This window comes from Streptosporangium carneum (genome assembly GCF_027922005.1).
Lineage (GTDB): Bacteria > Actinomycetota > Actinomycetes > Streptosporangiales > Streptosporangiaceae > Streptosporangium > Streptosporangium carneum.
Genome location: NZ_BSEV01000001.1, coordinates 956,614 through 982,457 on the forward strand (window position 1 = coordinate 956,614; position 25,844 = coordinate 982,457).

Here is a 25,844-nt window from a genome sequence, read left to right on the forward strand (position 1 = left end):
CACCCGGCGAGGCGGGAACCGTCCCGCCGACGCTTCGGCCGCCCGAGTCGTACGGTTCGGCCCAGATCCTTCTTCCCCACCGCACAAGACGGACCTGCCCGGCGTCGCGACCGCCGGGACAGGTCCTCAACCGGACACCGGAGGTCCGATTCATGGGAAATGGTAAGTCCCCCGTCCTCGCCGAGACGATCCCCGGCTGGCGGGTGATGCGCAGTGACGCCGGACGCTACTGGGCCACCCGGAACGAGCCCTTCCTTGACGCCGTGACGCGCGGGCCGCTCGACGCGCCGCCGTTTCGCACCGTGGACGCCGACACCTACGGTGAACTGCTCGACGAGGTCCACCGGCAGGAGCGCGCGGCGGAACAGGCCACCAGGAAAATCCCGCGACAGGCCGGGCGGGTGACCTCGTGATCGGCCGCTCCCGTGCCCCGGGTCGCCACCGCGCCGGACAGCCCGTCGTCCCGGTGGTGCACCGTCGCCTCTGGGACGGCCCCGCCCGTGCCGAAGCCGACCGCCTCACCCGGGCGTGGCCCGCCTGGCTGGTGCTGTACAGCCTGGGCCGCCGCCGTTTCTACGCCATCGCCGCCTGGCCGACGCCCGAACCGTCGACGGTCGCCGACGACACGGCCGAGGGCCTGGAAGAACAGATGCGCGAGGTGGAGACCGCCTTCCCTCCGACCGTCTCGACCCCTTTCATCTCCTTGCCTTCCCCCTCTCCGGAGAGGCCGACGGCATCGCCTCTCCAGGCGTCGCCGAGGGTCCCGCCTTCCCCGGGCAGGCCCGGCGGCACCGCCTCCTCCGGACGGGCATGGCGGCGCGCCACGGCGCAGGCGTACGCCGCCGCGCCCCAGCACTCACGCCACCCCTACCGGAGGGCCGCGTGATCACTCCGAGAAGGCCGCCCCCGGCAGACCCGGGTGCGCTCGCCGAACGGCTCCGCGCGCTGCGGCAGGCCCACCCCGCCTGGCACATCACCTACGACGACGGAGTCCGCGTCTGGAGCGCCCTGCGCGACCCGTTCCCCACCAAGCAGGAGATCGACGCGGGCGTCAAGCTTCTGATCAAGACCCCCTCCCCGGAACGGATGGACCAGGAGCTGACCGGCCAGGCCGAGATCCTGAAGAACCTGCCCGCCACTTCCAGGGCCTTCCCACGGCTCTGAAAGCCGGTGCGGCGGCCAGGAGCCTCCTTCCCGTTCCTGGCCGCCGCGCCTCACGACGTGTGGCCACTGCGGCGACGAAAGTGTGCCCCGAGCGTCACAGTCCGTGACGTTACGCTTGCCGATGAATGCTCCGAGTCAGGAGCCTGAGGAGAGAGGAGAGACGGATGGGAGATCACGCGGGGAAGCCGGCTGAGGACAAAAGGCTCATCCCAGGCGCGCCGAAGGGGCCGGAGCTGGATGGTGGCGCACCACCCGGGCAGCACGAGAAGCCGAAGCCGGATCCGAAGAAGTGATTCCGGAAACCGGGCGGCGGAGGTTGCGCGACCTTCTGGTGGAGACGGGCGTGCTGACCTCCGACTGGATGGCCGCCTACGAGGCGGCTCCCCGGGAGCTGTTCCTGCCCGACGTGATGTGGCCCGACGGCGGGATCGCCGTCTCCAAGCTCGACGACCCCGAGGAGTGGCGGTACTGGGCCGACGCCGATGTGCCCATCGCCACCCAGTGGGACGACGGCCGGCACACCGGAACCGCTCCCGGTGAGGTGGCCAGCAGCTCCAGCTCCGCGCCGAGCCTGGTGTTCTGGATGCTCGCCGAGCTGTCGGTGTTCGACGGAGCGAAGGTGCTGGAGGTCGGCACCGGTACCGGTTGGTGCGCCGCCCTGCTGTCGGCCAGGCTCGGCGAGGAGAACGTCGTCTCGGTCGAGGTGGACGAGGCGGTGGCCGAGACCGCGCGCGAGGCTCTGGCTTCGGCCGGTTGGCATCCGCGACTCGTCGTCGGTGATGGCCTGCTCGGCTGGCCGGAAGGCGCGCCGTACGACAGGATTCTGGTGACCGCGGGCGTCCGGCAGGTACCTCGGGTCTGGATCGAGCAGACTCGTCCCGGCGGTGTGCTGGTGATGCCATGGGGGACCCACTACAGCGGGCAGAGCGCCGCCGTCCGGCTGGCTGTGGCCGACGACGGAACTGCGAGCGGACGCTTTTTCAGAGCCACCCGGTTCATGCGGATTCGGGCCCAGCGCCTGGACTGGCCCGCCCACGAGGACTACCTTCCCCCCGGCGACGACTGGCCTGAGGACACCCGCCGGTCGACCACCGCGCTTCCGGTCGCGGAGGTGGTGGACGAGTCCGGCTACGCCGCCTTCGACTTCGTGACCGGCCTGCTGCTGCCCGAGTGCGTCCACACCTACGCCCGCTCCCCGAGCGGCACCATGACCATGTGGCTGTACGGCCTGGGTGACCGGTCGTGGGCGGCGGTGTACTTCGACGAGGACGACCCCGCAGCCTCGCGGGTCTACCAGGGCGGGCCGCGCGGTCTGTGGGACGAGGTCGAGGCCGCCCACCGGTGGTGGGCCGAGCGGGGGCGGCCGGGGCACGAGGAGTTCGGGCTGACCGTCACCGCGGACGGCCGCCAGCAGGTGTGGCTGCGGGAGCCGTCCGCGCTCGTTCCGCAGGCCGTACGCACTCGGTGAGATCGCCCGCGGCGGCTCAGGGCGCGAAGGGACGCTTCTCCCGCCTCTTGGCGGTCGCTCGGTGGAGGGGGCGGGGCCGTCGCCGGCCCCGCGGGGTTTCGAGGTCGCCGTCTCGGCGCTCCCGGCGCAGGCTCAGGGCTGACTGGCCGTCAGCACCTTCAGCGAGTGCTCGACCAGCGTCACCAGCACGGTCTTGGCCGAGGTGCGGCGCCGTACGTCGCACAGCAGCACCGGCACGTCGAGATCCAGGTCGAGGGCGACCCGCACCTCCTCCGCCTCGTACCGGTCGGCGCCGTCGAAGCAGTTGACCGCCACGATGAACGGCGTCCCGCGCTGCTCGAAGTAGTCGATCGAGGGGAAGCAGTCGGTCAGCCGCCGGGTGTCGGCGAGCACGACCGCGCCGAGCGCTCCGTAGGACAGCTCGTCCCACATGAACCAGAACCGCTCCTGGCCGGGAGTGCCGAACAGGTAGACGACCAGGCCCTCCCTGATCGTGATGCGGCCGAAGTCCATCGCGACCGTGGTCGTGGTCTTGCTCTCCACGCCCTCGACGTCGTCGATGCCGATGCCGCGGTCGGAGAGCACCTCCTCGGTGCGCAGCGGGCGGATCTCGCTGATCGAACCGACGAGCGTGGTCTTGCCCACCCCGAAGCCGCCCGCGATGAGAATCTTGAGCGCGACAGGTTCGTCAGAGGGCCCGAAGTCCATTGATCACTTCCTTGAGAATGCGCTCGCTCGCCGATGCGCGCCCGATCGAAATGAGCTTGTGGTCCTTGAGGTCGCCGAGGAGCACGCGGACCACGCCGAGCGGCAGGTCCAGCTCCGAGGCGACGTCGGCGACCGAGGTCGCCTCGGTGACCAGGGAGAGGATGCGTTCCTGTTCCGGGCTCGGGACGAACCCGTTCGAGGGGAAGGCCCCTGTCGCGGTGACCAGCGCGACCAGGTCCAGCGTGTCGCCCGAGGACCGGGTGCGGCCCCCGATCAGCGCGTACGGCCGGACGATCGGTCCCGCCTCCTCGTCCATCCAGCGCGTCATCCGCCCGCCTCGCCGTCGGCTCGGCGCGCGGACGACCCGTGGACTCCGTGCCGGTCGCCTCGCGCTCTCACGAGGTCCCTTGGCGCGGCTGGGTCGAGATGTGCTGGCCGACCCGCTTGACCAGCATCGCCATCTCGTAGGCGATGTGGCCGACGTCGCCGTCGGCGTCGCTCAGCACGGCCAGGCAGGTTCCCTGCCCCGCGGCCGTGACGAACAGGAACGCCGACTCCATCTCCACGATGGTCTGGCGCACCTCGCCGCCGCCGAAGTGGCGTCCCGCCCCGCGCGCCAGGCTCTGGAAGCCGGCGGCGATGGCGGACAGATGTTCGGCGTCCTCCCTGCTGAGGCCCTTGGAAGAGCCTACGGCGAGCCCGTCGGTGGACAGGATCACCGCCTGGCGTACCGCGCCCACCCTGCTGGTCAGGTCGTCGAGGAGCCAGTTGAGCTCGCCGGTGCTTGTGAATTTGCCGGTCATTAGTCCCCCTTGTCGCCTGTCGTCTGGTGTGGGAAGTCGTTTCCGTCCTCTTCTCGCCCGCGTCGCGCCCCCGCCTGGAAGGCGGAGAACAGCGCCCGTGTCTCGTCGGGTGAGCGTTCGGCGGCCTCGGGAGCGGGCTCCGCGGGCGGCTGTGACGTCTCCTGGCGGAGTTGCGGGGCCAGATTGGCCTGCCGTACCCGCCGGGGCAGGGGACGGGTCCCTGGGGAGCCCGAGGCGGGCTCGCGGGACGTCCCCGGAGCTCTGTCCCCGGACGCGTCGGAGAGGCCTCCGAGGGCCGCTCTCCTGGTCGACGTGTCGGCGACCACGGACAGGGTCGGGGCGGCCAGGGGGTGATCGCCGGGGGAGGTGCGGCCCGCGGACGCCGGGGACAGGACGGGCGGCGCCGCCGGGGCCGCGGGGGACCCGGTGGAAGGCGCCGAGGGCCCTGAGGGGGTCGTCCTGGTCCGGCGCGGCAGGCCGCCGCCCGCGGCGCCGTTGCGGGATGTCCCGTTGCCGGAGACGCCGTTGCGCGGGCCCGTGGTGCGAGAGGCGGCGTGGGAGGCTCCGTCGCCGGGGAAGCCGCTCCCCGAGGCGTCGCCTGGGGAGGCGGGCGCGGCGGTCAGCGCGCTCGGCACGCCCGATTCGAAGAGCTCGGCGGCGTCGGCGGGGTGCTCGTCGACACGTTCCGCGGTCAGGGTGAGCGGGGCGGAGGCGTCGGCGAGCACGGCGCGGGGGATGAGGGCGATGGCCGTGGTGCCGCCGAAGGGCGAGCCGCGCAGGATGACCCTGATGCCGTGCCTGGCGGCGAGCTGGCCGACCACGAAGAGGCCGAGCTTGTCGCTGTCGGCCAGGTCGAACTCCGGCGGGTTGGCCAGCCGCTCGTTGAGCGCCTCGTACTCCTCCGCGCGCAGGCCCAGGCCCCGGTCCTCCACCTCGAGGGCGAAGCCGTTGGCCACGACGTCGCCGCGCACGGTCACCGTGGTCTGCGCCGGGGAGTAGATCGTGGCGTTCTCGATCAGCTCGGCGATCAGGTGGGTGATGTCGGCGACCGCCGCGCCGTCGAGCGCGGCGTTGGGCAGCGGCGCCACGCTGACCCTGGTGTAGTCCTCGACCTCGGCGATCGCCGCCCTGACGATGTCGACCACCGCGACCGGGTTGCGCCAGGCCCGTCCCGGCGCGGCGCCCGACAGGATGATCAGGCCCTCCGCGTGCCGTCGCATGCGGGTGGTCAGGTGGTCGAGACGGAACAGGTCGTCGAGGCTGTCCGGGTCGGTCGACCTGCGCTGCATGCTGTCGAGCAGGGTGAGCTGGCGCTGCAGGAGACTCTGCTTGCGGCGGGCCAGGTTCACGAAGACGTGGCTGACGCCGCGGCGCAGGTTGGCCTGGCCGACGGCGGCCTCGACGGCGGTGCGGCGCACCGAGTCGAACGCGTGGGCGACGTCCTTGACCTCGGTCGAGCCGCCCACGTTGATCGGCGGGACCTCGGTCGGCACGTCGACCTCCTCGCCGCGTCGCAGCCGTTCGACGACGTGCGGGAGCCGTACGTCCGCCAGGTCCAGGGCGGCCGAGCGGAGGTCGGCGAGCTCGCTCGCCAGGCGGCGGCCGAAGCGGACCGACAGGATGATCGACGCGATCACCGCGAGCAGGCCGAGGCCGCCCGCGACCGCGATCCTGACCATGATCCCCGTCGCCACCGACTGCGACCGCTCGGACAGGATGTTCGAGGAGGCGACGCCGAGCTGGTCGAGCCAGGTCGACAGGCCGTTGGTGGTCTGCTTCCACCGCTCGGCCTCCACGGGCAGCCGTCCGCCGGTCGCTCCCGTGATGGCCTTCTCCATCGCGACGAACCTCTCGAAGGCGGTCGAGTCGAAGGTGTCGCGGTACGGCTTGCCGAGCTCGGAGTCCAGGGCGGACAGGCCGCGGGCGTGCAGGTAGCGCCTGGTCGAGGCGTACTCGCTGAAGGCCTCGCGCTCCTGCGCGGAGAGGCGGTAGTTGATCAGCGCGCCGCTGATCAGCGCGTTCTCCCTGGCGATCATCTCGCGGGCGTTGCCCATCGACTGCATGGCCGCGGCCTGCTGGTAGATCCCCAGGTCGGGGACCGCGACCAGCTGGTCGTACAGCAGGAAGACCGAGTCCAGGATCTGGTTGTAGTTCGACAGCACCTCGAGCCGGGAGTGACGTCCGCTGTCGATGCCGGAGCGGATGATCGCCAGCCGGTCGACCTGCCTGAGCACCCCGTGCAGCGCGGTGCGGATTTCCGGACTTCCGGAATCGTCGGCGAGCGCCGCCGTGCGGAACTTCTCGACCGCCCGGTCGGTACGGCCGCGCTGGTCGCCGATCCCGCTGGTGAGGACCCGGGAGCTGATGGCGACCGAGGACTGCGTCCGCTCGGCCTGAAGCTGGAGTCCCAGCTCGGTCGAGGTGAGGCCGACCGTCTGGTAGAGGCTGTTCGACCGCAGCAGAGCTGCGCCGTCGCCGACGGTCAGGTTAAGGGCAAAACCCCACAATGCACTCAACGATAAGAGGGGTAAGAGCAGCAGCAAAAAGATCTTGAACCGAATTGACCGGTTTCCAGAGCCCATGCCCACTCGTCCCAACTTCTGAGTGTGTGGAGGCCCGCGCTGCCTTGGGGATGGTTACGCCTCCGGAAGATCGCACAGGAGACTAGCACCGATAAGGTTTTCGCGCAGTGGAGGATCTGATGATTAATGTGATTACCGGGGCAAGTGCCGGAATCGGTGAGGCCGCTGCGGTCGAGCTCGCCCGTCGCGGGCGGCAGGTCGTTCTGGTCGGCCGGAACACCGCCAGGCTGACTCACGTCGCGGAGCGGGTCAGGGCCGTCTCGGGTGCCGTGCCCGACACGCTGACCTGTGACTACACCTCCCTTGAGGACGTCAGGAGGCTCGCCGCCGAACTGGCGTCCCGTTACGAGCGAATCGACGTCCTGGTGAACAACGCGGGGGTCATGACCACCCGGAGGAGCCTCACCGGCGACGGCCACGAGACGATGATCCAGGTCAATCACCTCGCGCCCTTCCTGCTGACGAATCTGCTGCTCGAGCGGGTGACGGGACGGGTGATCACCACCTCCTCCCGGGCGGGCAGGACGGGCCGTCTCGACCCCGCCGACCTGAACCGCGACCGGCGCAGATGGAGCGGCTGGCTGCAGTACGGCGACTCCAAGCAGGCCAACGCGCTGTTCACGGTCGAGCTGGCCCGGCGTCTCTCCGGAACCGGGGTGACCGCGACCTGCTTCCACCCGGGTGTGATCAAGACCGAGTTCGCCCCGAAGACGTTCATGATGTGGATGGTCAAGAACGTCCCCGGCATGGGCAGGAGCGCCGAGGAGGGCGCGAGCACGCTGGTCCATCTCGCCACCCACCCCGACGGCGCCGCCCATCCCGGCCGCTACTTCGCCGACGGCGCTCCCGCCGCGGTCCCCAGGGGCATGACCGACCCCGACCTGGCCCGCGCCCTCTGGGACGCCAGCGCGGAGGCCGTCGCCTGACGGCCCCGGCCCTGTGTCCGGCGCTGTGTCCGGCGCAGTCCCCGGCCCTGTCCTCGACGCCGTTCCCAGGGGAAGTTCCCCGGGAGGTCATCGGCAGTTCGCCGCGCGTTGAACAGGGGCGACTACGGTGCGTGCCCTGTGAGTGTCGCGAGCCCGCGCCGGGTGGCCTTCCCACCTTCGGCAGACAGGGACCCCTTCTTCGACAACGCCAAGTTCCTGGCGATCACGCTGGTCGTCTCCGGGCACCTGATCGAGGACCTGCGCGACGTGCCGGTCGCGCACGCGGCCTACTTCTTCGTGTACGTGTTCCACATGCCGCTGTTCATCGTGCTCAGCGGCTACCTGTCACGTAACTTCACCTTCTCCTCGGGCAAGGCGCGCAAGCTGATCAGCACGCTCGCCGTGCCGTACGTGATCTTCGAGCTGGTCTACTCGCTGCCGCGTCTGATCATGTACGGCAAGCTGGACATCAGCCTCCTCGACCCCTACTACCTGACCTGGTTCCTGATGTCGCTGTTCCTGTGGCGGCTGTCCACGCCGGTCTGGCAGCAGCTCAGGTGGCCGCTGGTGGTCGCGGTCGGCCTCTCGCTGCTGTCGGGGACGAGCAGGCTCCCCGACGAGCTGTCGATGAACCGCACGCTCGGGCTGCTCCCGTTCTACGTGCTCGGGCTCATGCTGCGTCCCGAGCACTTCGAACTGCTCAGACGCCCCAGGGTCAGGATCGCCGGCGCGGTCACGCTGGTCGCGGGGGCGGCGACGGCGCTGGCCGTGCACTCCTCGGTGAGGACCGAGTGGATCCGCTGGCGGCACGCGAACGACGCCATCGGGGTCGACGACCTCACCGGCAGCCTGATCAGGCTGGCCCTGCTGGGCGCGGGGGCGCTGCTGGTCGCGGCGTTCCTGGCCGTCACCCCGTCCCGCCGCACGTGGTACTCGGGACTGGGCATGGCGACCATGTACGCCTACCTGCTCCACGGCCTGGTCGTGAAGGTCGCCGAGCGTTTCTACGGCGACTGGGCGGAGACCGTGCCGGGAGTCGCGGCCGTCGCGGCGTTCGGGGTCGCGCTCGCCGCGCTGCTGTGCGCACCCCCGGTGCGGAAGCTGACCCACTGGGCGGTCGAACCCAGGATGAGCTGGGCGTTCACCCGCCTGCGCCGGCCTGCTTAATTGCGACGCCTTCGGCGTCGCGGGGGCTTGGGCGCCCTCGATGCCGGTGTCTTCACTCGTCGTTCAGTCGCTGCGCTCCCTCACTCCTCCCTCAGCCACCGGCGCGCCCAAGCCGACAACCAGTCCCCAACAGGGAAGTAGAGCGGGGCCCGAACAGGGAGGGACGTGGGGCGGCGTCGCGGGGCTTGGGCTTGGGGTCACTCCTGTAGTTCTTGGACGGCGCGGTAGGCGGCGGTGATCGCCGCGTCGGCGTAGGCGGCGGGCACCGAGTCGGAGTTGGCGATCGCGATCCGCCCCGCGCGGCGGCGGGCCAGGGTCGCGGGGAACTCTCCGTGGGGGTAGAAGTCGAGGTTCCACGGGGTGGCGTACTCGGGCGCGTAACCGTGGCCCCACCGGTTCACCGTGATCGCCTGGATGTCGCGCGCCGGGTCGAAGCCGCCGGGCCCGAGCAGGCGGGCGAGCTGGTCGCGGATGCTGTGCTCCAGGTAGGCGTACGGCGTCCTGAGCAGTTCGCGGCGTCCGGCGGCCGAGCCGTCCGCGGGCGACATGCCCCGCGCCGCGGGGGTGCGGACCATGTGCACGTTGATCGGCTCATCGGGGGCCGTCGGACACCGGTAGTCGCCCACGCTGACCGGATGGTCCAGCTCGGCGACGCACCAGTAGGCCCCGGTGAAGCGGGCACGGCTGACCCCCACCCTCCGCCAGGCCTCCCAGCCGCGCAGCTGGACCGTCGCGTACAGCAGCGGCACCTTGACGGCCGCGCGCAGCGCCCGCTTCTGCTCGGGCGCGAGCTCGTCGACCAGGTAGGGGATCACCATGTTCCAGCAGGCCATGATCACGCCGGCGGCCTGGACCGTCCTGACCCGCTCCCCGTCGAAGTAGCCGACCGTCGCGGTGGTCGCGGTCGCGGGGTCGCCGTCGTTCGCGACGGAGACGACCGTGCTGGACAGGCGGACGCGGACCGCGTTGCCCGGCAGGTCGAGCCTGCCGTAGTCGAACCTCGCGGTGGTCACGCCCTCCATGTCGACCGCCGTGGCGAAGCCGGGGACCATCCGGCCGATCATCATCCGGACCAGCGCCTGGTTGCCCTCGGGGAAGTGGCAGGCGTGCGGGTCGTCGGCGCCCCACCTTCTGGCCACACTCGGCGAGTTGTACTCGGAGGGCCTGGAGGCGTCGAGCCCCAGCCCGGAGAACCCCGGATAGCCGTACTCGTCCGCGCTGCCCCAGGCGTCGATCGCGCCGAAGGCGTCGGAGCCGTAGCCCCACTCGTCGTTCGGCATGGTCTGGACGAACCGCAGCACGTCCGGGTGGACCCCGCAGACGTCCCTGAGGAAGCCCGCGTAGGTCAGCCCGGCCAGGCGCTCCTTCTTCTGGCCGTCCGACAGGCCGGGGAACCAGTCGGGCGGGTTCTCGTAGAGCATGAGCAGGTCCCGCCTGGCCCGCTCGGCCACGGGCAGCTCCGCGATCCAGCGCGCGGGCTCCCGGCCGGGCGGGAGGGCGACGAGTCTGTCGACGCCGAAGGTCTCCCGGTCGCAGAGAACGCCGGCGTGCATGCCGAGGCCGGGGTAGAGCCCCCGGTCGAGGCGGTCGCCGAGTCCGCGGACCTGGACGCCGAGCTTGCCGAGCAGGTCCCTGCCCTCGGGCGTCCAGGTCGAGGGACTCTCGATCGACTGGGATCCGCCGTATCCGACCAGCGGCCCCCTGCGGCCTTCCGGGTGGAACTCGTTGCGCCGGGCGTGCCCGCCGAACTCGTCGTGGTTGTCGAGGATCAGGATCCGCGCGCCGGGGGCGCTCTCCAGCCACCGGTGGGCCGCGCTGACCCCGCTGATCCCGCCGCCGACCACGACCAGGTCGTAGCGCTCCCCGGTCGGGACGGGCGTGCCCGCGTGGATCCAGAACCGGTTGTCACGCAGGGCGTGGGGCACGCCGAGGGTCTCCGCGGTGTCGCCCCGCAGCCCGGTCAGGACCGGAGGGAAGCGGGGCTCGGGCGCGATCCCCAGGGGCTCGGGAGCCCAGGGCCCGTCGGCGTCCGCCGTCCCCGGCGCGCCCCCGCCGTCGAGTCCGGGGAGCGAGCCGAGAGCCGCGATCCCCGCGGTCGCCGCCACGCCGTCGAAGAAGTCACGGCGGGAGATCGGGCGGTTCATTCCCAGCTCCCCGGCTCCGCGAGAAGTGATCTCCTGGGGATCGGTCATGGAGGGATCATCACGAACCGGACGGCCTGAGATGGGCGTCTCACGGGGTCGGCGGGAACTTTTTACCCGACGTATTGAAATGTCATTCACGATTTCCGCCGGACAGGCGGTTATCGCCCATCCGGCGGAAATACGTCTTATAGGAAAAGATATACCGTGTGCGGGGCCGGGGCGGTCAATGGGAAATGCGTGGTCAGCCTCCCCTGCGGACCGGCGCCCACAGGGCGGGCGCCCTGGGCGGCTCCCAGCCGGGCATGGAGGTGTGGCCGGTCAGGCACCGGTAGGTGGAGCCGTTGTAGGCGACCACGTCACCGGGCCTGTACGCGGTGTAAGCCCGCCAGGCGGGGACGGGGCGGGGGACGACGGTCAGGGTGTAGGTCGCCGAGTGCGTGACCGACCCCGTCACGGTGACCGTGATCGGATAGGTGCCCGGCGGGGTGGCGGCCGACGTGGTGACCTTGATCCCGCTGTAGGAGTCGGAGTCGATGGAGGCGGGGTTCGCCGTCACGGTCGCGTTCGGCGGAGCGCCGCCGACGGTGACGGTGACCCGCTGGCGTCCGCCCGCGACGGTCGAGGTCCTGAGGGTGGTCGAGATCACGTTGCCCGCCTCGACGGTGGCCTTGGGGGGCAGGAGGGTGACGGAGAAGTCGTCGGGGCGCGGGTCGCGCACGGTCAGTCGCAGCGCGGCCGTACGGCGGGAGGCGCCGGTCGCGCGGATGGTGACGGGGTAGCCGATGTAGGGCGTCAGCTTCGAGGGGTGGATGGTGACCCTGGCGCTCTGCCCTGTGGTGATCTTGGCGGGGTTGAAGGTGACGGAGACGGAGTCGGGGACGCCGACGGCGGTGAGCGCGACCTGCTGCGGGGCGCCCGCCGTGGTCGCGGTGGTGAGCGTCAGCGTGGCCGTGGTCTCCCGGTCGACGGAGATCTGGTCGCGGTCGAGCGCGACGGAGAAGTCGTTCTGCGGGGCGGCCGGGGTGACGGTCAGCCGGTAGCTCGCCGTACGGGACACGGTTCCCGTGCCGCGGACGAGGATGGTGTGGACGCCGGGAGGGGTCGTCGCGGAGGTGGTGACCGTCATCGTGGAGTCGGCGTCGCTCGAGATGCGGTTGGGGGAGAAGGCGACGGTCGCGCCCTCGGGGACGCCCTCGGCGGACAGGTCGACGTACTGACCGTGGCCGCCCACGGTACGGGTGCGCAGCGCCACCGTCGTCGAGGCGCCCTGGTCGATGATCCCGTTCGACTCGGCCAGGTTCACCGCGAAGTCCTGGCTCTCCGGCGGGCAGCCCGGCTCGGAGTCGGACGCCGGGACGCCGACCGCGTCCCAGGTGTCCTTGACCTGCCGCAGTTCGGCGCAGCCCGGATACAGGGCCCGCGCGGCCTGGACGGTGGCCAGACGGACCTTGGCGTAGGTCCAGGGCACGGTCTTGAGGTTCAGGGCGGTCATGTAGATCTCACCGGCCTTGCGGATGCCCATGCCGTTCACGCCCTCACCCGCGCAGACCGGGCTCTGGGGCTTGCCGACGGTGCGGTTGCCCTCGGCCAGCAGGTAGAACCAGTGGTTCTGCACGCCCGCGGCCTTGTACGAGTTCTGGTTGGGCACGTCGTCGGTGTAGCAGGCCGTGTCGCCGAGGGAGGCCGGGTCGTACATGTTGCGGATCGGGCCCGGGCCGGCGAGCTCGACCTCCTCGCCGACCAGGTAGTCGGCCTCGTCGAGCTCGGGCGGGTGGTTGACGTAGTGCTCGGTGAGGGCGCCGACGATGTCGCCGGTCGACTCGTTGAGGGCGTGGCTCTCGTTGCCGCTGCCGTTGCCGCCGCTGGTGTACTCGAAGATGGCGTGGCCGTACTCGTGACCGACGACGTCCAGGGAGGTGAGCTGCCTGGTGGCGCTCTCGTTGCGGCCGATCCACACGCCGCTGCCGGTCCAGGTGGCGTTGGCGAAGTTCTGGCCGACCCGGATCGGGAAGCCGCGGCCGTCGCCGGTGAAGCCGTTGCGGCCGAGCCAGTCGCGCGCCATGTCCCACGCGTGCTGCGCGGCGAACAGGGCGTCGACGCAGCCGGTCTCCAGGTCGGTCGCCGAGCCGTTGCCCCACTCGTCGTCCTCGCCGCTGAAGACGGTGCCGTTGGGGGCCGCGCAGCTCAGGCCGGGCCGGGTGAGGTCGGTCATGCGGTAGGAGCCGGGGGAGCCCGAGGTGTCGAGATAGACGGGGTCGCCGTTGTAGTGGGAGTGGCCGATGCCGTGGCGCACGTCGTCCCATCGGTCGGCGATCGAGCCGTCGGCGGCGTCGACGTAGACGTGCAGCTTCGACGGGCCCTCCGCCGAGGCGCCGGTGACGACGGTCTCCCAGGTCAGGCGGGGGCGGACGCCCGCCGCGTGCACCACGAGACGGGGGGCGGTCTGGCCGGTGACGGAGCGCAGCAGGTCGCGGGCGGTCGCGCGGGCCCGTTCCGCGGTGACGACGGGCTTGGTCCCGACCTCGTCGAGGTCTTCGCGCTGGCCGGTCGTGACGGCGAGGACCGAGCCGCCGTCGCGGTCGGTGGCGACGATCACGTCGCCGCCGTAGACCGGGAGGCCCCGGTGCAGGCGTTCGTAGGTCAGGTACTGCAGGCCGCGGGGGCCGAAGACGACGGCCGGGCGCCTGAAGGCGTCACCGTCGCCGGTGCGGAGGTCCGCGGCCCGTGCCGACAGGGCCCGGTCGGCGCTGTCGAGGGCGCGGGCGCGGGCCCGCGCGTCCGGCGGCGCGTACGGCGGGACCTCCGGCTGGGCGTGAGGGGGAGCCTGCCCGGCGCTCTGCCCGGCGCTCTGTCCGGCGCTCTGCCCGGCGCTCTGTCCGACGGCGGCCGGGGCGATCGCCGCAGGGGCCTGGCCGACGGGGTGGGGGGCGGGAGAGGCGGCGGCGGGCGGGACGCCCTGCAGGGCGCCGACGCTCAGCGCCGCCGTGAGTAACGCCGCGACGCGTGATCTGCTGTTCGGTTTCAATGCGTGACTCCTCTGGATGTCCCTGGGGGGAGGGGACCGGAACCGGGCCGTCAGGCTCAACTCGAAGCGAAACTCAACGTGACACCGGTTGTCTGAGGCGAGTAGCCAACGCTTTTCCATTCAGTGGTGTTATGGGCGTTCCTGACGCGCCTGGATGTCGCGGCCAGGGGAGGTCGAGGCGTCGCGAACGCGTGAGTGGCGGGCGCTCATCGCACGAGACGCGAACCGGCCGTCGGGAGCGGGACGGAACGTCGCCGATTCCGTGATCGTTGACGGGAGGGAACGAGCGACGAGGGACCGCTGGGCGTGACGAGACGGCCGGTGTTCGCGAAGGAGCTCGGTGGCGTCCGTTCCACGCCGTAAAGGGTGGTGGAACAGGACATGTCGGAGTAGCGTCCGCAGTCGCGGATCTGTTTCACGGCGGGTGGGTCCGCTTCACGATGGGACGGGGAGCCTACGTGGTCGGTAAGCAGGGCAGGGTGACCGGCAAGATCGGCCCCGGCCTGGTCGGGGAGGTGCTGCTGGCGGTCCGCGGCGGCGTCGAGGCCTTCTACGCGCACCCCACGGTCCCCGAAGAGGTGATCCCCACCGGCTCGATCGTCGTCGTCGTGGAGTACTTCCCACCTCGCACGGTCTACGTCGCCCGCGCGCTCGTCTGACCTCCCCCTTCTTTCGCTGTGGAGGCCACCTTGCCAACCTCTCCCACCGCGGAGGCCACATTGCCAACCGAGTATCTCGTCGTGGGCGGCGCCGTCCTCGTCGTCCTCGTCATCCTCATCCTGCTGTTCAAGGCCGTCTGGCGGGTGGCCGAGCCCAACGAGGCGCTGATCATCTCCGGCCTCGGCGCCCGGGGCAGGTCCGAGCAGACCGACAGCCTCGGCTTCAAGATCGTCACCGGCAAGGGCACCGCCGTGCTCCCCGGCTTCCAGACCGCCCGCCGCCTGCGCCTGGACAGCCGCGCGGCCAACCTCCAGGTCTCCTGCGTCACCCAGCAGGGCATCCCGGTGGTCGTGAGGGGCGTGGTGATCTACAAGGTCGGCGACGACCTCCACTCCATCGCCAACGCCGCCCGCCGCTTCCTCGACCAGCAGGACTCGATGAACGGCGCCATCCACGAGCTGTTCACCGGTCACCTGCGTTCGATCATCGGCAACCTGACCGTCGAGGACCTCATCCTCAACCGCGAGCGGCTGACCGGCGAGACCCGCGCCTCCGCCGCCGACGAGATGATCAAACTCGGTCTGATCGTCGACTCGCTGCAGATCCAGGAGATCGACGACGAGACCGGCTACATCACCAACCTCGGCAAGCCGCACGCCGCGAAGATCGCCGCCTCCGCCCGCATCGCCGAGGCCCAGCGCGACCAGGAGGCCACGGAGGCCGAGCAGATCGCCGCCGCGAACAAGGCGGCCGCGTGGCGCGACTCCCAGATCAAGCAGGCCGCCTACCAGGCCGAGATCGACGAGGCCCAGGCCAGGTCCCGTCAGGCGGGCCCGCTGTCGGAGGCCTCGGCCCGCCAGGAGGTCGTCGTCCAGGAGACCCGCGCCGCCGAGCTGGAGGCCCAGCTCGCCGAGCAGCGTCTGCAGTCCCAGGTGCGCAAGCCCGCGGACGCCAGGGCGTACGAGACCGTGACGATCTCCCAGGCCGAACGCGACGCCCGCATCGCCCAGGCCGAGGCCGAGGCCCGCGAGACCGAGCTCCGCGCCGCCGCCCAGGCCTCCCAGGTCAAGCAGGCCGCCGCGGCCGAGGCCGAGTCCGTACGGCTGCGCGGCCTCGCCGCCGCCGAGGCGACCAAGGCCACCGGTCTCGGTGAGGCGGAGGCCGCGAAGGCCAGAGGCCTGGCCGCCGCCGAGGCCGCCAGGGCGCAGGGCCTCGCGGAGGCGGAGGCGGCGAAGGCGAAGGGCCTGGCCGAGGCCGAGGCGATCCGCGCCCGCTCCGAGGCTCTCGCCGAGAACCAGGAGGCGGTCATCGCCCAGCAGCTCGCCGAGAACTGGCCGCAGATCGTCGAGGCGGGCGCGAAGGCGATCGGCAATGTGGATCACATGGTGGTCCTCAACGGCGCCCAGGGCATCGAGGAGATGCTCGCCAAGGCCCTCACCCTCGGCGGGGCCGGTCTCGGCCTCGCCCGTTCCCTTCTCAACGGCGGGCTCCCCGTCCCCAGCCTCACCGTCCCCGAGGCCAACGGCGCCGCCCCGGAGACCAACGGCAAGGCGGCGGACCCCGCTTCCTGAGCGCCGGCCCGCACACTGAACGCCAGGCCCGCTCCCTGAACGTCGGCCTCGCTCTCTGAACGCCGGGACACCCTTTCGCCGGGACGCGGCCGCCCTTCCCCCGCAGGGAGGGCGGCCGCGTCCCGGCCCCGCCCGGCGGCGGGCTCGGGGGTCAGGGCGCGTCGTGCGGCTGGAGGGGGCGCAGGGCGTTCAGGACGAGGCTCGGGTCGTCGGCGAAGAAGCGGATCGAGGTGGCCTCGGCGCGACGGCCGAGGGGGCGGACGAAGGCGACCGGTCCGGCCAGTTCGACGACCACGTTGGTCTGGGAGGACACCGCCACGCCGAGCCGCCCGTCGGTCAGGGTGACCATGCCGCTCTCGTTGTAGCTGCGCGACAGCCGTACCGAGGAGATCAGGTCGCGGGGGACGCGCACGTCGAAGTAGCCGCCGTAGCGGACGCGCAGCTCCTGCGAGGTCACGACGTGGGGTCGGGTGACGCAGGACGCGCCGAGCGCCAGCCCGAGCACGATTCCGTAGACGTCGGCCGCCAGCACCACCAGACGCGGCCCGGTCGGCACGTCCAGCGCCACGAGCATCAGATCGACGACGACCGTCTCGACGCCCGTCACGAACAGCAGCACCAGCAGCGTCGAGGACTGTTCCGCCGAGTACGGCACGGCGACGGCGCCGGGCGGCACGCCGTCACGGCGGCGCGCGACCCACAGGGCGAGGCTCACGATCCCCTTCAGCTCGAACTCCAGGACCTTGCGCACCTGCACGGGCACCAGCCGGTGAACGGTCGCCCGCAGCGCCGCCCCACGGTCCGCGCCGCCCCGGCGCTCGGCCCTGAACAGCCGGTAGGCGGTCACCGCCTCCAGGGCGAGCACCAGCGCGACGGCCGACTCGGCCGCCACGAGCACCGGGCCGGGCAGCGAGACCCCCGACACGGTCAGGACCACGAGCAGCAGCTCTACGGGAAGCACGGCGAACAGCGCGGCGCGCGCGACCCTGAGCATCACCCTCTCTCCTTCAGCGCGATCATGACCAGGCGGAACGCCTCGGCCTGGGCGGGAGACACCTCGGCGTGCAGCGTCTCCATCCACCGCCTGCCGGTCGGGTTCTCCACCGGCCCGGGGCCGGGCGGGCGCAGGTGTTCCGAGACCGCGTCCAGGTTCGCGACGATCACCGCGGCCATCTCGTCGGGGATGTGGGCGGCGAGGTCCGCGGCGAGCACGGCGACGCGGGGGTCGCGGGGGTCGGCGTCGGCGAGGTCGTCGAGCCGTCCGTAGAGGGCGTGTCCTCGCGCGAGCGCGTCCGGTTCGGTGAGCGGGAGCATCAGGTCGAGCATCCGGGCCCGGTCGGCGGGGTCGGCCACGCTGTCCACCAGCGCCAGCAGCTCGCGGTCGACCTCGGCGAGCCTCGAACCCCCCGCCGGGAGGTCGCGCAGCACCGCGGCCATGTCGGGGGACACCGTCGAGTCGGGGTGCAGGTCGGCCTCCGCCAGCAGGGCGGCCAGCCTGCTCCGTCTGACGCCGATCTCCTCCTGCTGTCTGGCCAGGTCGGCGTCCAGCTCCGCGAGCACCTCGCGAAGCTCCCTGCCCCGGTCGTCGGCCAGCACGTCGCGGATCTCGTCCAGCGACAGACCGAGCTCCGCCAGCCGCCGTACCCGGGCCAGGACCACCGCGTCGCGCAGCCGGTATTCCCGGTAGCCGTTGGCCAGCCGTACGGGCTCCGGCAGCAGGCCCAGGTGGTGGTAGTGGCGCACGGTCCGGGAGGACACCCCGACCAGTGCGGCGAGTTCACCGATTCGCATGCCCTGATTAGAAACGTTGACGCTACGGCAAGGTCAACGGGGAGCGGCGGCGTCGCCGGTGGAGGAGCCGCCCGGCGTCCGAAGCCCGTGGAGGGCGGCGGTCACGAGGCGCGGACCTCGGGAGCGGGATGCCAGGCGAAGAACTGCGCGATGTCGAACCTGCGGACCCGGATGGGGACGGAGTATCTGCTGATCAGGTGGATCCTCCTGATGCGGGTCTCATGATCGATCTTGACCTTCACGCACTTCAGGCAGACCTCGTGGACTCCGGGAAGCGCGTAGTAGGAGATCGAGACGGCGTCGCGGCCGAGGCCCCTCTTGGAGATCCCTATCCCGACCTCCCGGTAGAGCCGCCTCGAACCCCTGAGGTTGAACGCGGTCGAGCCGACGAGCGCGTGGTTCGCCTCTGGGGGGCAGTGCACGAACACCCGGACGTCGTTGTGCTGGCGGGGCCACTCCGGCAGGACCCTGAGCGAGGTGATGTTCTTCCAGTTGGGAGGGAGGAACTCCGGAGGAAGACGGTCGTCGGAGGACTTCCGCGTGCTCGCGGTGGGGGCGGCGCTCGGGGACGGCGAGACGCCCGGAGACGGCGCGCCCCTCAGGGAGACGCCCGCGGACGACGGCGGCGAGACCGCGGACGAGGCGTCCTGCCCCATGGCGAGAGCGGCGGCCACTCCCAGCCCTACAACGGAACGCATGTGCTTCTCCTGCCAGACGGACGCCCAACGCGGGTGACACGTCCCCACCGGACGCCGGAAGACTGACGAGGACGGAGCCCGTATCGGGAGCACCCAGGCGAAGACGCCGGACACCCGCCCTGACCAGGCTGTATCTCATTATGTCGATCACACCCCCTCGGGGAAGACGCCACGCTGGCCCCTCCAGGAGCGGGAGGCGTCCGCCCCGCCGCGGTCTTCTCCCGGCGTCGGCCTCCGCTCCGGTCTTCTCCCGGCGTCGGCCTCCGCTCCGGTCTTCTCCCGGCGTCCGCCCCGCCGCGGTTCCCCTCGGCGTCCGCCTCCGCTGCGGCCGCCCGGATCGGCCCACCGTCGGCTCCGCTGCCAATGTTCGCGGGTTTCCCGCCATCCCCTGTTCCGGCCGATGACCGGGCCTTGAGGCGACGGTTAGTTTGACGACGGTCCGGCCCCCGCGCGGCACCTCCCCGCACAGGGACCTCCCGCGTACGGCGGCGCGGGCCGTTGGAAGGACGATCCGTGCCTACCGATGAAAGGGCGTGTTGACGTGGGCGAATTCGATCTTGATCCGAGGGTTGAGGGCGCTGCCGGCTTCGGCTGGGAGGCACACTTCCGCAGCGCCGCCCCCGACGGCATGAGGATGGCCGACGACTCCGACGGCTGCGTGTACGCGTGCGACCCCACGTGGCACACCTGCAGCTACACCTGTTACGCCTGCGGGAACACACACACCTGCGGAGCCACCGGCAGGCCGTGCATCTGCTGATCGAACGGCCGCGATGAGAGAGCAGTCGACCGCGAGCGGGCGACACGACGCGCGGGCCTCCGCCCGGACGGCGGAGACCGATCCGCTGTTCGGGCAGGGCCTGCGTCTCCCCCACGAGCACGGCGCCGCCTCCGGCGCCGGAACCGGTGCGACGCTGCGGAGGATCCCCTCCGTCGTCGGGACCACCCTCAGGCTCGGCTACCGGGCCGATCCGGCCGCCCTGGCGGCCGTGGCGACGAGCCAGCTCGTCATGGGCCTCGCGACCTCGGCGACCTACCTCACCACGCAGCGACTCCTCACCGGTCTCTTCTCGGCCGCGCCCGCGCAGGCGAAGCTTCACGCGCTGGCGCCGGTCGCGGTGTTCATGGTCGGCGCGATGGCGGTCCGCGGCGTCTGCGACGCCGTGGCCGTCGCCGCCTCCGGCAGGCTCGGACCACGCGTCGCCGAACTCGCCAACACGACCCTGCTGGAACGAGTCGTGGCGGTCGAGCTCGTCACGACGGAGAGCCCCGACTTCCACAACCGGCTCAGCGCCGCCCGGCAGGGCGCGGAGGCCACCCGGCGGATGACCGAACGCGCCGTGGGCCTGAGCGGCGGACTCGTGTCGATCGTCGCCGCCCTCTCCGTGCTCCTCGCGCTGAACCCGATCCTCGTGCCGCTGCTCCTGCTGGCGCTTGTCCCCAAGGCGTGGAGCATCGCGCGCACGGTCGGCGCGCGACACGCGTCGATGAAGCGCTGGATGGACATGTCCCGCCAGCTCGACGTGCTGTCCCAGCTGATGACCAGCAGGGAGAGCGCCGAGGAGATACGGGCGCACCGGGTGGGGCCCTTCCTGCTCTCGCACTACCGGCGCCTGTCGGCCAGGTCCGCGCAGGAGCAGGCCAGGCTGGCCGGACAGGAGGCCCGCACCCGCTCCGTGGCGGGCGGCGTCGGCGGCCTCGCCGCCCTCGCGACCTACGGAGCGCTCCTGCTCCTGGTGATCAACGACCAGATGGCGTTCGCGACGGCCGGGACCGCGGCGTTCGCGATCCGTTCGAGCATGATGACCCTGACGTCCTTCGTCATGCAGTTCCAGCAGCTCTACCAGGACGGGCTGCTCACGGTCGAGTGGCGCGACGCCTGCGTCAGGGCCGAGGCCGAGGCCATCCCGGCGGGCGGCAGGCCTCCCGCGCCGCGGGTGGGGACGATCGCCACACGCGGGCTGCGCTTCACCTACCCAGGCGCTCGGACGCCCGCGCTGGACGGCGTCGACGTCGACATCCGGCGCGGCGAGGTCGTCGCGCTGGTCGGGGAGAACGGGTCGGGGAAGTCCACCCTGGCCAGACTCCTGACCGGCCTGTACCTCCCCTCGGGCGGAACGGTCCTGTGGGACGGCGTGCCCACCGGAGAGCTGGACCGCGACGCGCTGTTCGACCAGGTCGCCCTGGTCTCCCAGGACTTCGTGCAGTGGCCGTTCACCGCGGAGACGAACATCGTGATCGGCCGCCCCGAGCGGGCCGTCGACCGGCGATGGCTGGCGTACGCGCTGCGGTCGACCGGCGCCGACGCCGTGCTGAGCCGTCTCGACGACGGGATGGGGACGTTGCTCGCCCGGGAGTTCTGGGGCGGCGTCAACCTGTCCAACGGCCAGTGGCAACGCCTCGGCCTGGCCCGCGCCTGGTACCGCCACGCGCCGGTCCTCGTCGTGGACGAGCCGACGTCGGCCCTCGACCCCGCGGCCGAGATAGAGACCTTCAACAGGATCACCGAGCTGACCGGACACGGCACGACGGTCATCCTGATCAGCCACCAGCTCGCCCTGGTCGCCCGCGCCGACCGGATCTACGTGCTCGACGCGGGCCGGGTCGTCGAGCGGGGCACGCACGCCGAGCTCATGGAGGCCGACGGCGGATACGCCGCCACGTACCGGCTCCAGGCCGAGCAGTTCACGGGCGTGAGCCCCATGACAGAAAGCCGTCAGTAGAGGTCGTCAGAGGAGGGGACATGTCACAGGCATCGCAGTTCCGCGCGCTGGATGTGGCCGTCGCACGGCTGTCCGCGACAGGGGCGGGGCCCTCGCTGCCCGAGCCGCCGGACAACCTCGACGAGCCGGAGGCGATGCGGGCCTTCCTCCGCGAGGTGGCGGAGCATCCCGTCGCACGCGAGGCGATCGCCGTGTCGAGCGCCGGGCTCGACGCGGGCCTGGACCGGGTCGCGTCCGGGGGCGTGGTCTCACCCGCGAGGCTGCGGCGGATGGTGTTCGCGACCAGCCGGTACCTGTCCCGCATGGCGCACCGGGCGACCCCCTTCGGGCTGATGGCGGGCGTCGCCCCGGCGCGGTTCGACCCGGAGTCGAAGTTCAGGATCGGCGCCGAGCACCGCAAGCACGTCCGCGCCGACATGGGGTGGCTCATCGAGGTGATCCGGCCGTGGGAGACCCATCCGGCCGTGCTGGAAGGTCTGCGCCTGGTCGTCAACGACCTCTGCCTGATCCGCGGCGACCGGCTGGTCCTGCCCCTGGTCAGGAAGGAGACGGACGAGAGGGCCCCGGACGACCGGGAGAGGACCGTCCGGCTGACGGGCGCGGTGCGAGGAGTGCTGGCCGCCGCGGAGCGCCCGATCCCCCACCCCGAACTGGTCGACCTGCTCCGCGGCGACTTCCCCGACGTTCCACGGGAGACGGTGCGGCGCATGGTGGCGCAGCTCGTCGAAGGGGAGTTCCTGCTCACCGACCTGCGTCCGCCGGCCACCGTGGACGACCCCCTCGGGCACGCGCTGAAGCGGCTCCCGGAGGAGGCGGGACTGGCCGAGGTCCGCGACGCGCTGACCGCCTACGCCCGGACCTCCCCCGGAGAGGGAGGGCAGGCGTGGCGGGCGGCGACCTCCGTGATGCGCCGCCTGCGCGCCGCCGACCGGCTGATCCAGGTCGACCTGGCGATGGACGCCGACGTCGTCCTGCCCGACGCGGTCGCCTCCGAGTTCGAGCAGGCGGCCACGGTCGCCTGGCGGATCGCCCCGCCCGACCTGGCCCCGTTCGACCCGCTGGCCGACTACCGGGCCGACTTCGTCGAACGGTACGGGACGGGCGCACTGGTCCCGATCAAGGAGGTGCTCGACCCCGAGGCCGGCATAGGGCCCCCGGCGGGCTACCTGCTGCCCCCCGGCGTCCGGCGGCCCCGCGATCGCGCGGCGGAGCACGCGGGGCGCGACGCCCTGCTGCTGGGGCTGGCCCAGCGCGGCGACCCGGAGATCGTGCTGGACGACGAGCTGGTCGCCCGGCTGTCCCGGCCGGGAAGCGCGGACGAGCGGACCTCCTACGTGGAGATGTGCGCCCAGCTTCTCGCCGACTCCGCGGACGCCCTGCGGACAGGCGACTTCCGGCTGGTCGTGGCCCCGGCCAACTTCACCCGGCCGGGCGCGATGTTCGGCCGGTTCCTCCACCTTCTGCCCGAGCTGGGTCCGGCGGTGGCGGCCGCGGCGCGCGACGAGGCCGCCCCGGCCGTACCGGCCCAGCTGGTGGGGCCGACGGTGCACTCCCGCACCTCGAACGTCGCCCAGGTGCCGCGGCTGACCGAGGACGTCCTGCGGATCGGCGTGTTCGCCGACCGCCCGGGGGACCTGGGCCTGGACGACCTGCTGGTCGGCGCGGACCGTCACCGCTTCTTCGTGGTCTCCAGGCACGACCGCCGTGAGCTGGCGCCGATGACGTTCAACGCGCTGAACCCGCAGCTCACGATGCCGAACGCGGCGCGGTTCCTGATGGAGGTCGGCGAGAGCCGCACGCCGCACTGGCCGCTGTGGACCTGGGGGGCGGCGGAGCGGCTGCCGTACCTGCCGCGGGTGCGCCGGGGCCGCACGATATTCGCCTCCGCCCGCTGGCTTCCCGACCCGCGCCTGAGAGGGGAGGAGGACTGGGCCGCCTGGCGGCGGGTCTTCGACCGTTGGCGGGCCGACTGGGCGGTGCCCGACGTCGTGTACGCGACGAGCGCCGACCATCGGGTGCGCCTCGACCTGACCAGCGCGTCCCACGTTCGGCTTCTCCACGCTGACCTGCGCAAACGCCCCGGCATCGTGCTCCAGGAGGAGCCCGCGGGCGGCCGTCACGGCTCCGGGTGGGCGGGGGGTCACGCGACGGAGGTCGTGGTCCCGTTGCGTCCGGTCCGGCCGAGGAAGACAGAGCTGAGGAAGACGGCGCCGAGGAAGACGGTGCCGAGGAAGACGGTGCTGAGGAAGACGGTGGAGAGCGTCCGGCGGCCCGCCGTCCGGCGGGTTCACCTGCCCGGCGGCGAATGGCTGTACCTGAAGGTCTACGCCACGGCGGGCCGGCACGGCGAGCTGCTCAGCCGCCACCTCCCCGAACTCGTCCGCCAGGCCGCCCCGGTCAGCGACCGGTGGTTCTTCGTCCGTTACCGCGACGAGGATCCCCACCTGCGGCTCCGTTTCCACGGGGAGCCCGCGGAGCTCAACACGCACCTGCTGCCGATCGCGCACCGCTGGGCGGCCGACCTCGCCGACGCCAACCTGATCAGCGGGATCGTCATCGACGCCTACCGTCCGGAGATCGCCAGATACGGCGGCCCCGAACTGGTCGAGGCGGCCGAACGAGCCTTCCACGCCGACGCGGAGAGCGTCCTGGAGCAACTGACGTTGCGGGAGCAGAGGATGCTGGACCTGCCGATGCTGCTCCTGCTGGCCGCCAACCACGTCGACATGGCCGAGCACCTGCACGGCGACGGATGGCGCGACTGGCTGCTCCGCGCCTACCCCAAGGGCGAGCGGCACGGCGCCTTCCGGCAGCACCGCTCGGAGGCGACACGGCTGCTCGACCCCGTGACGGGCGCCGCGGAGCTGGCGAGACTTCCCGGCGGGCCGCGTGTGCTGGAGAGCTGGCGGCGTCGCGCCGAGGCGCTCGCGGCCTACGGCAGGCTGGCCCGCGAGACCCTCGACGACCCCTCGGACGCCTTCGCGAGCATGCTGCACATGCACCACAACCGGCTCGCCGGCATCGACCCGCACACGGAACGAGACGCCTACGCCGTCGCCCGCGGCGCCGTACAGGCGCACCACGACCGAGAGCGACACCTGAACCGATGACAACGCGGATCGTCGAAGCGGTCGCCGACAAACTGGCCGACCCCCTGAAGGTCGCGGCGATCGCCGCGCGGCCGGGCAACGAACTGGCCCTGCCCGCGCGGACGACGCCCTCGTGGGAGCCGGTCGGGCTGTCCGACGCCCACCCCGCCGTGGCGCTGCTGTTCGCCGAGCTCGGCGCGGCCGACCCGGCGCAGCGGGCCCGCGCGCACGCCCACCTGACGGCGGCGCTCGCCGCCGACGCGCCCCCGCCGACCCCCTCCCTGTACGGCGGCGCCGTGTCCCTGGCGTTCGCCGCCCACGCGGCCGCCCGCACGTCGGGCGGGTACACGAAGCTGCTGTCCTATCTGGACCAGGCCGTCGTCGGCCAGGTCCGGCACTGGGCCGACGCCCGGCGGGCCCGGCTCGACGCGGCCGAGCCGATCGGCGACTGGGGCGGATACGACGTGATCTCCGGCGGGGCCGGATTCGGCAGGCACCTGCTGGCCCGGTACGAGTCGACCGGGGACGACGCGGTCGGGGACGCGCTCCGGCGGACGCTCGACGTGCTCGTGCGCACCGCGCTCGCCCCGGACGTCACGGTCGACGGCCGTCGCGTGCCTGCCTGGTGGGTCCACCACGACATGGGGCACGGGGCCGGCGGAGGACACCTCAACCTGGGCCTGGCGCACGGGCTGGGCGGTCCGCTCGGGCTGCTGGCCCTGGCGTGGCGCGCGGACGTGCGGGTCGAACGGCACGCCGAGGCGATGGCCGCCGTCGTGGCCTCGCTCGACGCCTGGCGGCTCGAGGACGCGGCGGGGCCGTACTGGCCGCACTCGGTCACGTCCGACCGGGCCGGTGATCCGAGACGGGTGCGTGACGTCTGGTGCTACGGGGCCGCGGGCCTGGGGCGCGCCCTGTATCTCGCGGGCGCGGCCCTGGAGGAGAAGGACTGGCAGGACACCGCGAACGCCGCGATACGCGGCGTGCTCGAGACCTCGGGTGAGCAGCCCGTCTTCGACTTCGCCCTGTGCCACGGCTGGGCGGGCCTGCTGCAGATCGCCTGGCGCATGTCCCACGACACCGGCGACCCCGTCTACGCGGCGGCCGCCGACGGGTTCGCGGCCCGGATCCGCGAGGCCTTCGACCCGCGGGCGCCGTTCGGATTCCGGTACGCCCACCCGGCCGCGGCGGCGGAGACGGACCGGCCGGGGTTCCTCGAGGGCGCCGCGGGCATCGCGCTCGCCCTGCACTGCCACGCCACCGGCGAGCCGCCCGTCACCGGCTGGGACGCCGCACTGCTGCTCAACTGACCAGGAGGAAGCCCG

21 protein-coding genes are annotated in these 25,844 nt (G+C 72.2%); 12 read left to right on the forward strand and 9 right to left on the reverse strand.

The features are described 5' to 3' along the window. Positions 1 to 152 precede the first annotated feature (152 nt). From PKF00_RS04780 to PKF00_RS04795, 4 genes are all read left to right on the forward strand, one after another. Positions 153 to 413, forward strand: coding sequence for a hypothetical protein (locus PKF00_RS04780; protein WP_271216098.1), 261 nt, complete (start codon positions 153 to 155; stop codon positions 411 to 413). A gap of 56 nt (positions 414 to 469) precedes the next feature. Beyond that, positions 470 to 886, forward strand: a complete 417-nt coding sequence (locus tag PKF00_RS04785; RefSeq protein ID WP_271216099.1) for a hypothetical protein — start codon at positions 470 to 472, stop codon at positions 884 to 886. Beyond that, positions 883 to 1,164 carry a hypothetical protein gene (locus tag PKF00_RS04790; RefSeq protein ID WP_271216100.1) on the forward strand — a complete coding sequence of 94 codons (282 nt, stop codon included), beginning with the start codon at positions 883 to 885 and terminating at the stop codon, positions 1,162 to 1,164. The genes PKF00_RS04785 and PKF00_RS04790 overlap by 4 nt, the downstream gene beginning before the upstream one ends. 316 nt (positions 1,165 to 1,480) lie before the next feature. Next, entirely contained in the window at positions 1,481 to 2,632 is a 1,152-nt protein-coding gene (locus PKF00_RS04795) for a methyltransferase domain-containing protein (RefSeq protein WP_271216101.1), read from the forward strand. A 132-nt stretch (positions 2,633 to 2,764) separates the two neighbouring features. Here PKF00_RS04795 and PKF00_RS04800 read toward each other — a convergent pair whose 3' ends face one another. The 4 genes from PKF00_RS04800 to PKF00_RS04815 form a co-directional block, all read right to left on the reverse strand. After that, the gene (locus tag PKF00_RS04800) at positions 2,765 to 3,340 is read right to left on the reverse strand and encodes a GTP-binding protein (RefSeq protein ID WP_271216102.1); all 576 of its coding nucleotides are present in this window, start codon (positions 3,338 to 3,340) and stop codon (positions 2,765 to 2,767) included. Then, positions 3,321 to 3,668, reverse strand: a complete 348-nt coding sequence (locus PKF00_RS04805) for a DUF742 domain-containing protein (protein WP_271216103.1) — start codon at positions 3,666 to 3,668, stop codon at positions 3,321 to 3,323. The genes PKF00_RS04800 and PKF00_RS04805 overlap by 20 nt, the downstream gene beginning before the upstream one ends. Before the next feature lie 67 nt (positions 3,669 to 3,735). Next, positions 3,736 to 4,143: a roadblock/LC7 domain-containing protein gene (locus PKF00_RS04810; RefSeq protein WP_271216104.1), complete on the reverse strand. Its 408-nt coding sequence runs from the start codon at positions 4,141 to 4,143 to the stop codon at positions 3,736 to 3,738. Further along, positions 4,143 to 6,650 (reverse strand): sensor histidine kinase, encoded by a 2,508-nt coding sequence (locus tag PKF00_RS04815; RefSeq protein WP_271216105.1) that lies wholly within the window; start codon positions 6,648 to 6,650, stop codon positions 4,143 to 4,145. Before PKF00_RS04815 ends, PKF00_RS04810 begins: the two co-directional genes overlap by 1 nt. A 194-nt stretch (positions 6,651 to 6,844) precedes the next feature. Between PKF00_RS04815 and PKF00_RS04820 the strand changes: the two genes are divergently transcribed. Continuing rightward, positions 6,845 to 7,651: an SDR family NAD(P)-dependent oxidoreductase gene (locus PKF00_RS04820; RefSeq protein WP_271216106.1), complete on the forward strand. Its 807-nt coding sequence runs from the start codon at positions 6,845 to 6,847 to the stop codon at positions 7,649 to 7,651. A gap of 138 nt (positions 7,652 to 7,789) precedes the next feature. Beyond that, the gene (locus PKF00_RS04825) at positions 7,790 to 8,818 is read left to right on the forward strand and encodes an acyltransferase family protein (RefSeq protein ID WP_271216107.1); all 1,029 of its coding nucleotides are present in this window, start codon (positions 7,790 to 7,792) and stop codon (positions 8,816 to 8,818) included. A 197-nt stretch (positions 8,819 to 9,015) separates the two neighbouring features. On the opposite strand, the gene PKF00_RS04830 is transcribed toward PKF00_RS04825, so the two are convergent. Next, on the reverse strand, positions 9,016 to 11,010 hold the full coding sequence (locus tag PKF00_RS04830) for an NAD(P)-binding protein (RefSeq protein WP_271216108.1): 1,995 nt from the start codon (positions 11,008 to 11,010) through the stop codon (positions 9,016 to 9,018). Positions 11,011 to 11,203: 193 nt separating this feature from the next. Continuing rightward, positions 11,204 to 13,987 (reverse strand): M4 family metallopeptidase, encoded by a 2,784-nt coding sequence (locus PKF00_RS04835; protein ID WP_271216109.1) that lies wholly within the window; start codon positions 13,985 to 13,987, stop codon positions 11,204 to 11,206. Positions 13,988 to 14,445: 458 nt separating this feature from the next. On the opposite strand from PKF00_RS04835, the gene PKF00_RS04840 reads away from it, so the two are divergent. Continuing rightward, a complete protein-coding gene (locus PKF00_RS04840) occupies positions 14,446 to 14,646 on the forward strand; it encodes an NfeD C-terminal domain-containing protein (protein WP_271216110.1) in 201 nt (66 codons plus the stop codon). A 60-nt stretch (positions 14,647 to 14,706) separates the two neighbouring features. Next, positions 14,707 to 16,218 (forward strand): SPFH domain-containing protein, encoded by a 1,512-nt coding sequence (locus tag PKF00_RS04845; RefSeq protein WP_271216111.1) that lies wholly within the window; start codon positions 14,707 to 14,709, stop codon positions 16,216 to 16,218. Between the two features lie 151 nt (positions 16,219 to 16,369). Here the strand turns inward: PKF00_RS04845 and PKF00_RS04850 are convergent, their stop codons facing one another. From PKF00_RS04850 to PKF00_RS04860, 3 genes are all read right to left on the reverse strand, one after another. Further along, positions 16,370 to 17,212 carry a hypothetical protein gene (locus PKF00_RS04850; protein ID WP_271216112.1) on the reverse strand — a complete coding sequence of 281 codons (843 nt, stop codon included), beginning with the start codon at positions 17,210 to 17,212 and terminating at the stop codon, positions 16,370 to 16,372. Continuing rightward, complete coding sequence (locus tag PKF00_RS04855) at positions 17,212 to 18,009, reverse strand: MerR family transcriptional regulator (RefSeq protein ID WP_271216113.1); 798 nt, start codon at positions 18,007 to 18,009, stop codon at positions 17,212 to 17,214. The genes PKF00_RS04850 and PKF00_RS04855 overlap by 1 nt, the downstream gene beginning before the upstream one ends. Before the next feature lie 101 nt (positions 18,010 to 18,110). After that, positions 18,111 to 18,707 carry a hypothetical protein gene (locus PKF00_RS04860; RefSeq protein ID WP_271216114.1) on the reverse strand — a complete coding sequence of 199 codons (597 nt, stop codon included), beginning with the start codon at positions 18,705 to 18,707 and terminating at the stop codon, positions 18,111 to 18,113. A 541-nt stretch (positions 18,708 to 19,248) separates the two neighbouring features. On the opposite strand from PKF00_RS04860, the gene PKF00_RS04865 reads away from it, so the two are divergent. From PKF00_RS04865 to PKF00_RS04880, 4 genes are read left to right on the forward strand one after another with little or no spacing between them, the layout of a single operon-like run. After that, positions 19,249 to 19,467 carry a hypothetical protein gene (locus tag PKF00_RS04865; RefSeq protein WP_271216115.1) on the forward strand — a complete coding sequence of 73 codons (219 nt, stop codon included), beginning with the start codon at positions 19,249 to 19,251 and terminating at the stop codon, positions 19,465 to 19,467. A gap of 13 nt (positions 19,468 to 19,480) precedes the next feature. Beyond that, on the forward strand, positions 19,481 to 21,430 hold the full coding sequence (locus PKF00_RS04870) for an ABC transporter ATP-binding protein (RefSeq protein WP_271216116.1): 1,950 nt from the start codon (positions 19,481 to 19,483) through the stop codon (positions 21,428 to 21,430). A gap of 20 nt (positions 21,431 to 21,450) precedes the next feature. Next, complete coding sequence (locus tag PKF00_RS04875; protein ID WP_271216117.1) at positions 21,451 to 24,540, forward strand: lantibiotic dehydratase; 3,090 nt, start codon at positions 21,451 to 21,453, stop codon at positions 24,538 to 24,540. Continuing rightward, positions 24,537 to 25,829, forward strand: a complete 1,293-nt coding sequence (locus PKF00_RS04880) for a lanthionine synthetase LanC family protein (RefSeq protein ID WP_271216118.1) — start codon at positions 24,537 to 24,539, stop codon at positions 25,827 to 25,829. The genes PKF00_RS04875 and PKF00_RS04880 overlap by 4 nt, the downstream gene beginning before the upstream one ends. Positions 25,830 to 25,844: the final 15 nt, after the last annotated feature.

Bases quoted from the DNA above. Each gene is read 5' to 3' on its own strand.
- PKF00_RS04830 (WP_271216108.1), bottom strand. From the start codon at position 11,010: ATGACCGATCCCCAGGAGATCACTTCTCGCGGAGCCGGGGAGCTGGGA.
- PKF00_RS04875 (WP_271216117.1), top strand. From the start codon at position 21,451: ATGTCACAGGCATCGCAGTTCCGCGCGCTGGATGTGGCCGTCGCACGG.
- PKF00_RS04855 (WP_271216113.1), bottom strand. From the start codon at position 18,009: ATGCGAATCGGTGAACTCGCCGCACTGGTCGGGGTGTCCTCCCGGACC.
- PKF00_RS04820 (WP_271216106.1), top strand. From the start codon at position 6,845: ATGATTAATGTGATTACCGGGGCAAGTGCCGGAATCGGTGAGGCCGCT.
- PKF00_RS04880 (WP_271216118.1), top strand. From the start codon at position 24,537: ATGACAACGCGGATCGTCGAAGCGGTCGCCGACAAACTGGCCGACCCC.
- PKF00_RS04810 (WP_271216104.1), bottom strand. From the start codon at position 4,143: ATGACCGGCAAATTCACAAGCACCGGCGAGCTCAACTGGCTCCTCGAC.
- PKF00_RS04860 (WP_271216114.1), bottom strand. From the start codon at position 18,707: ATGCGTTCCGTTGTAGGGCTGGGAGTGGCCGCCGCTCTCGCCATGGGG.
- PKF00_RS04800 (WP_271216102.1), bottom strand. From the start codon at position 3,340: ATGGACTTCGGGCCCTCTGACGAACCTGTCGCGCTCAAGATTCTCATC.
- PKF00_RS04850 (WP_271216112.1), bottom strand. From the start codon at position 17,212: ATGCTCAGGGTCGCGCGCGCCGCGCTGTTCGCCGTGCTTCCCGTAGAG.
- PKF00_RS04805 (WP_271216103.1), bottom strand. From the start codon at position 3,668: ATGACGCGCTGGATGGACGAGGAGGCGGGACCGATCGTCCGGCCGTAC.
- PKF00_RS04780 (WP_271216098.1), top strand. From the start codon at position 153: ATGGGAAATGGTAAGTCCCCCGTCCTCGCCGAGACGATCCCCGGCTGG.
- PKF00_RS04870 (WP_271216116.1), top strand. From the start codon at position 19,481: ATGAGAGAGCAGTCGACCGCGAGCGGGCGACACGACGCGCGGGCCTCC.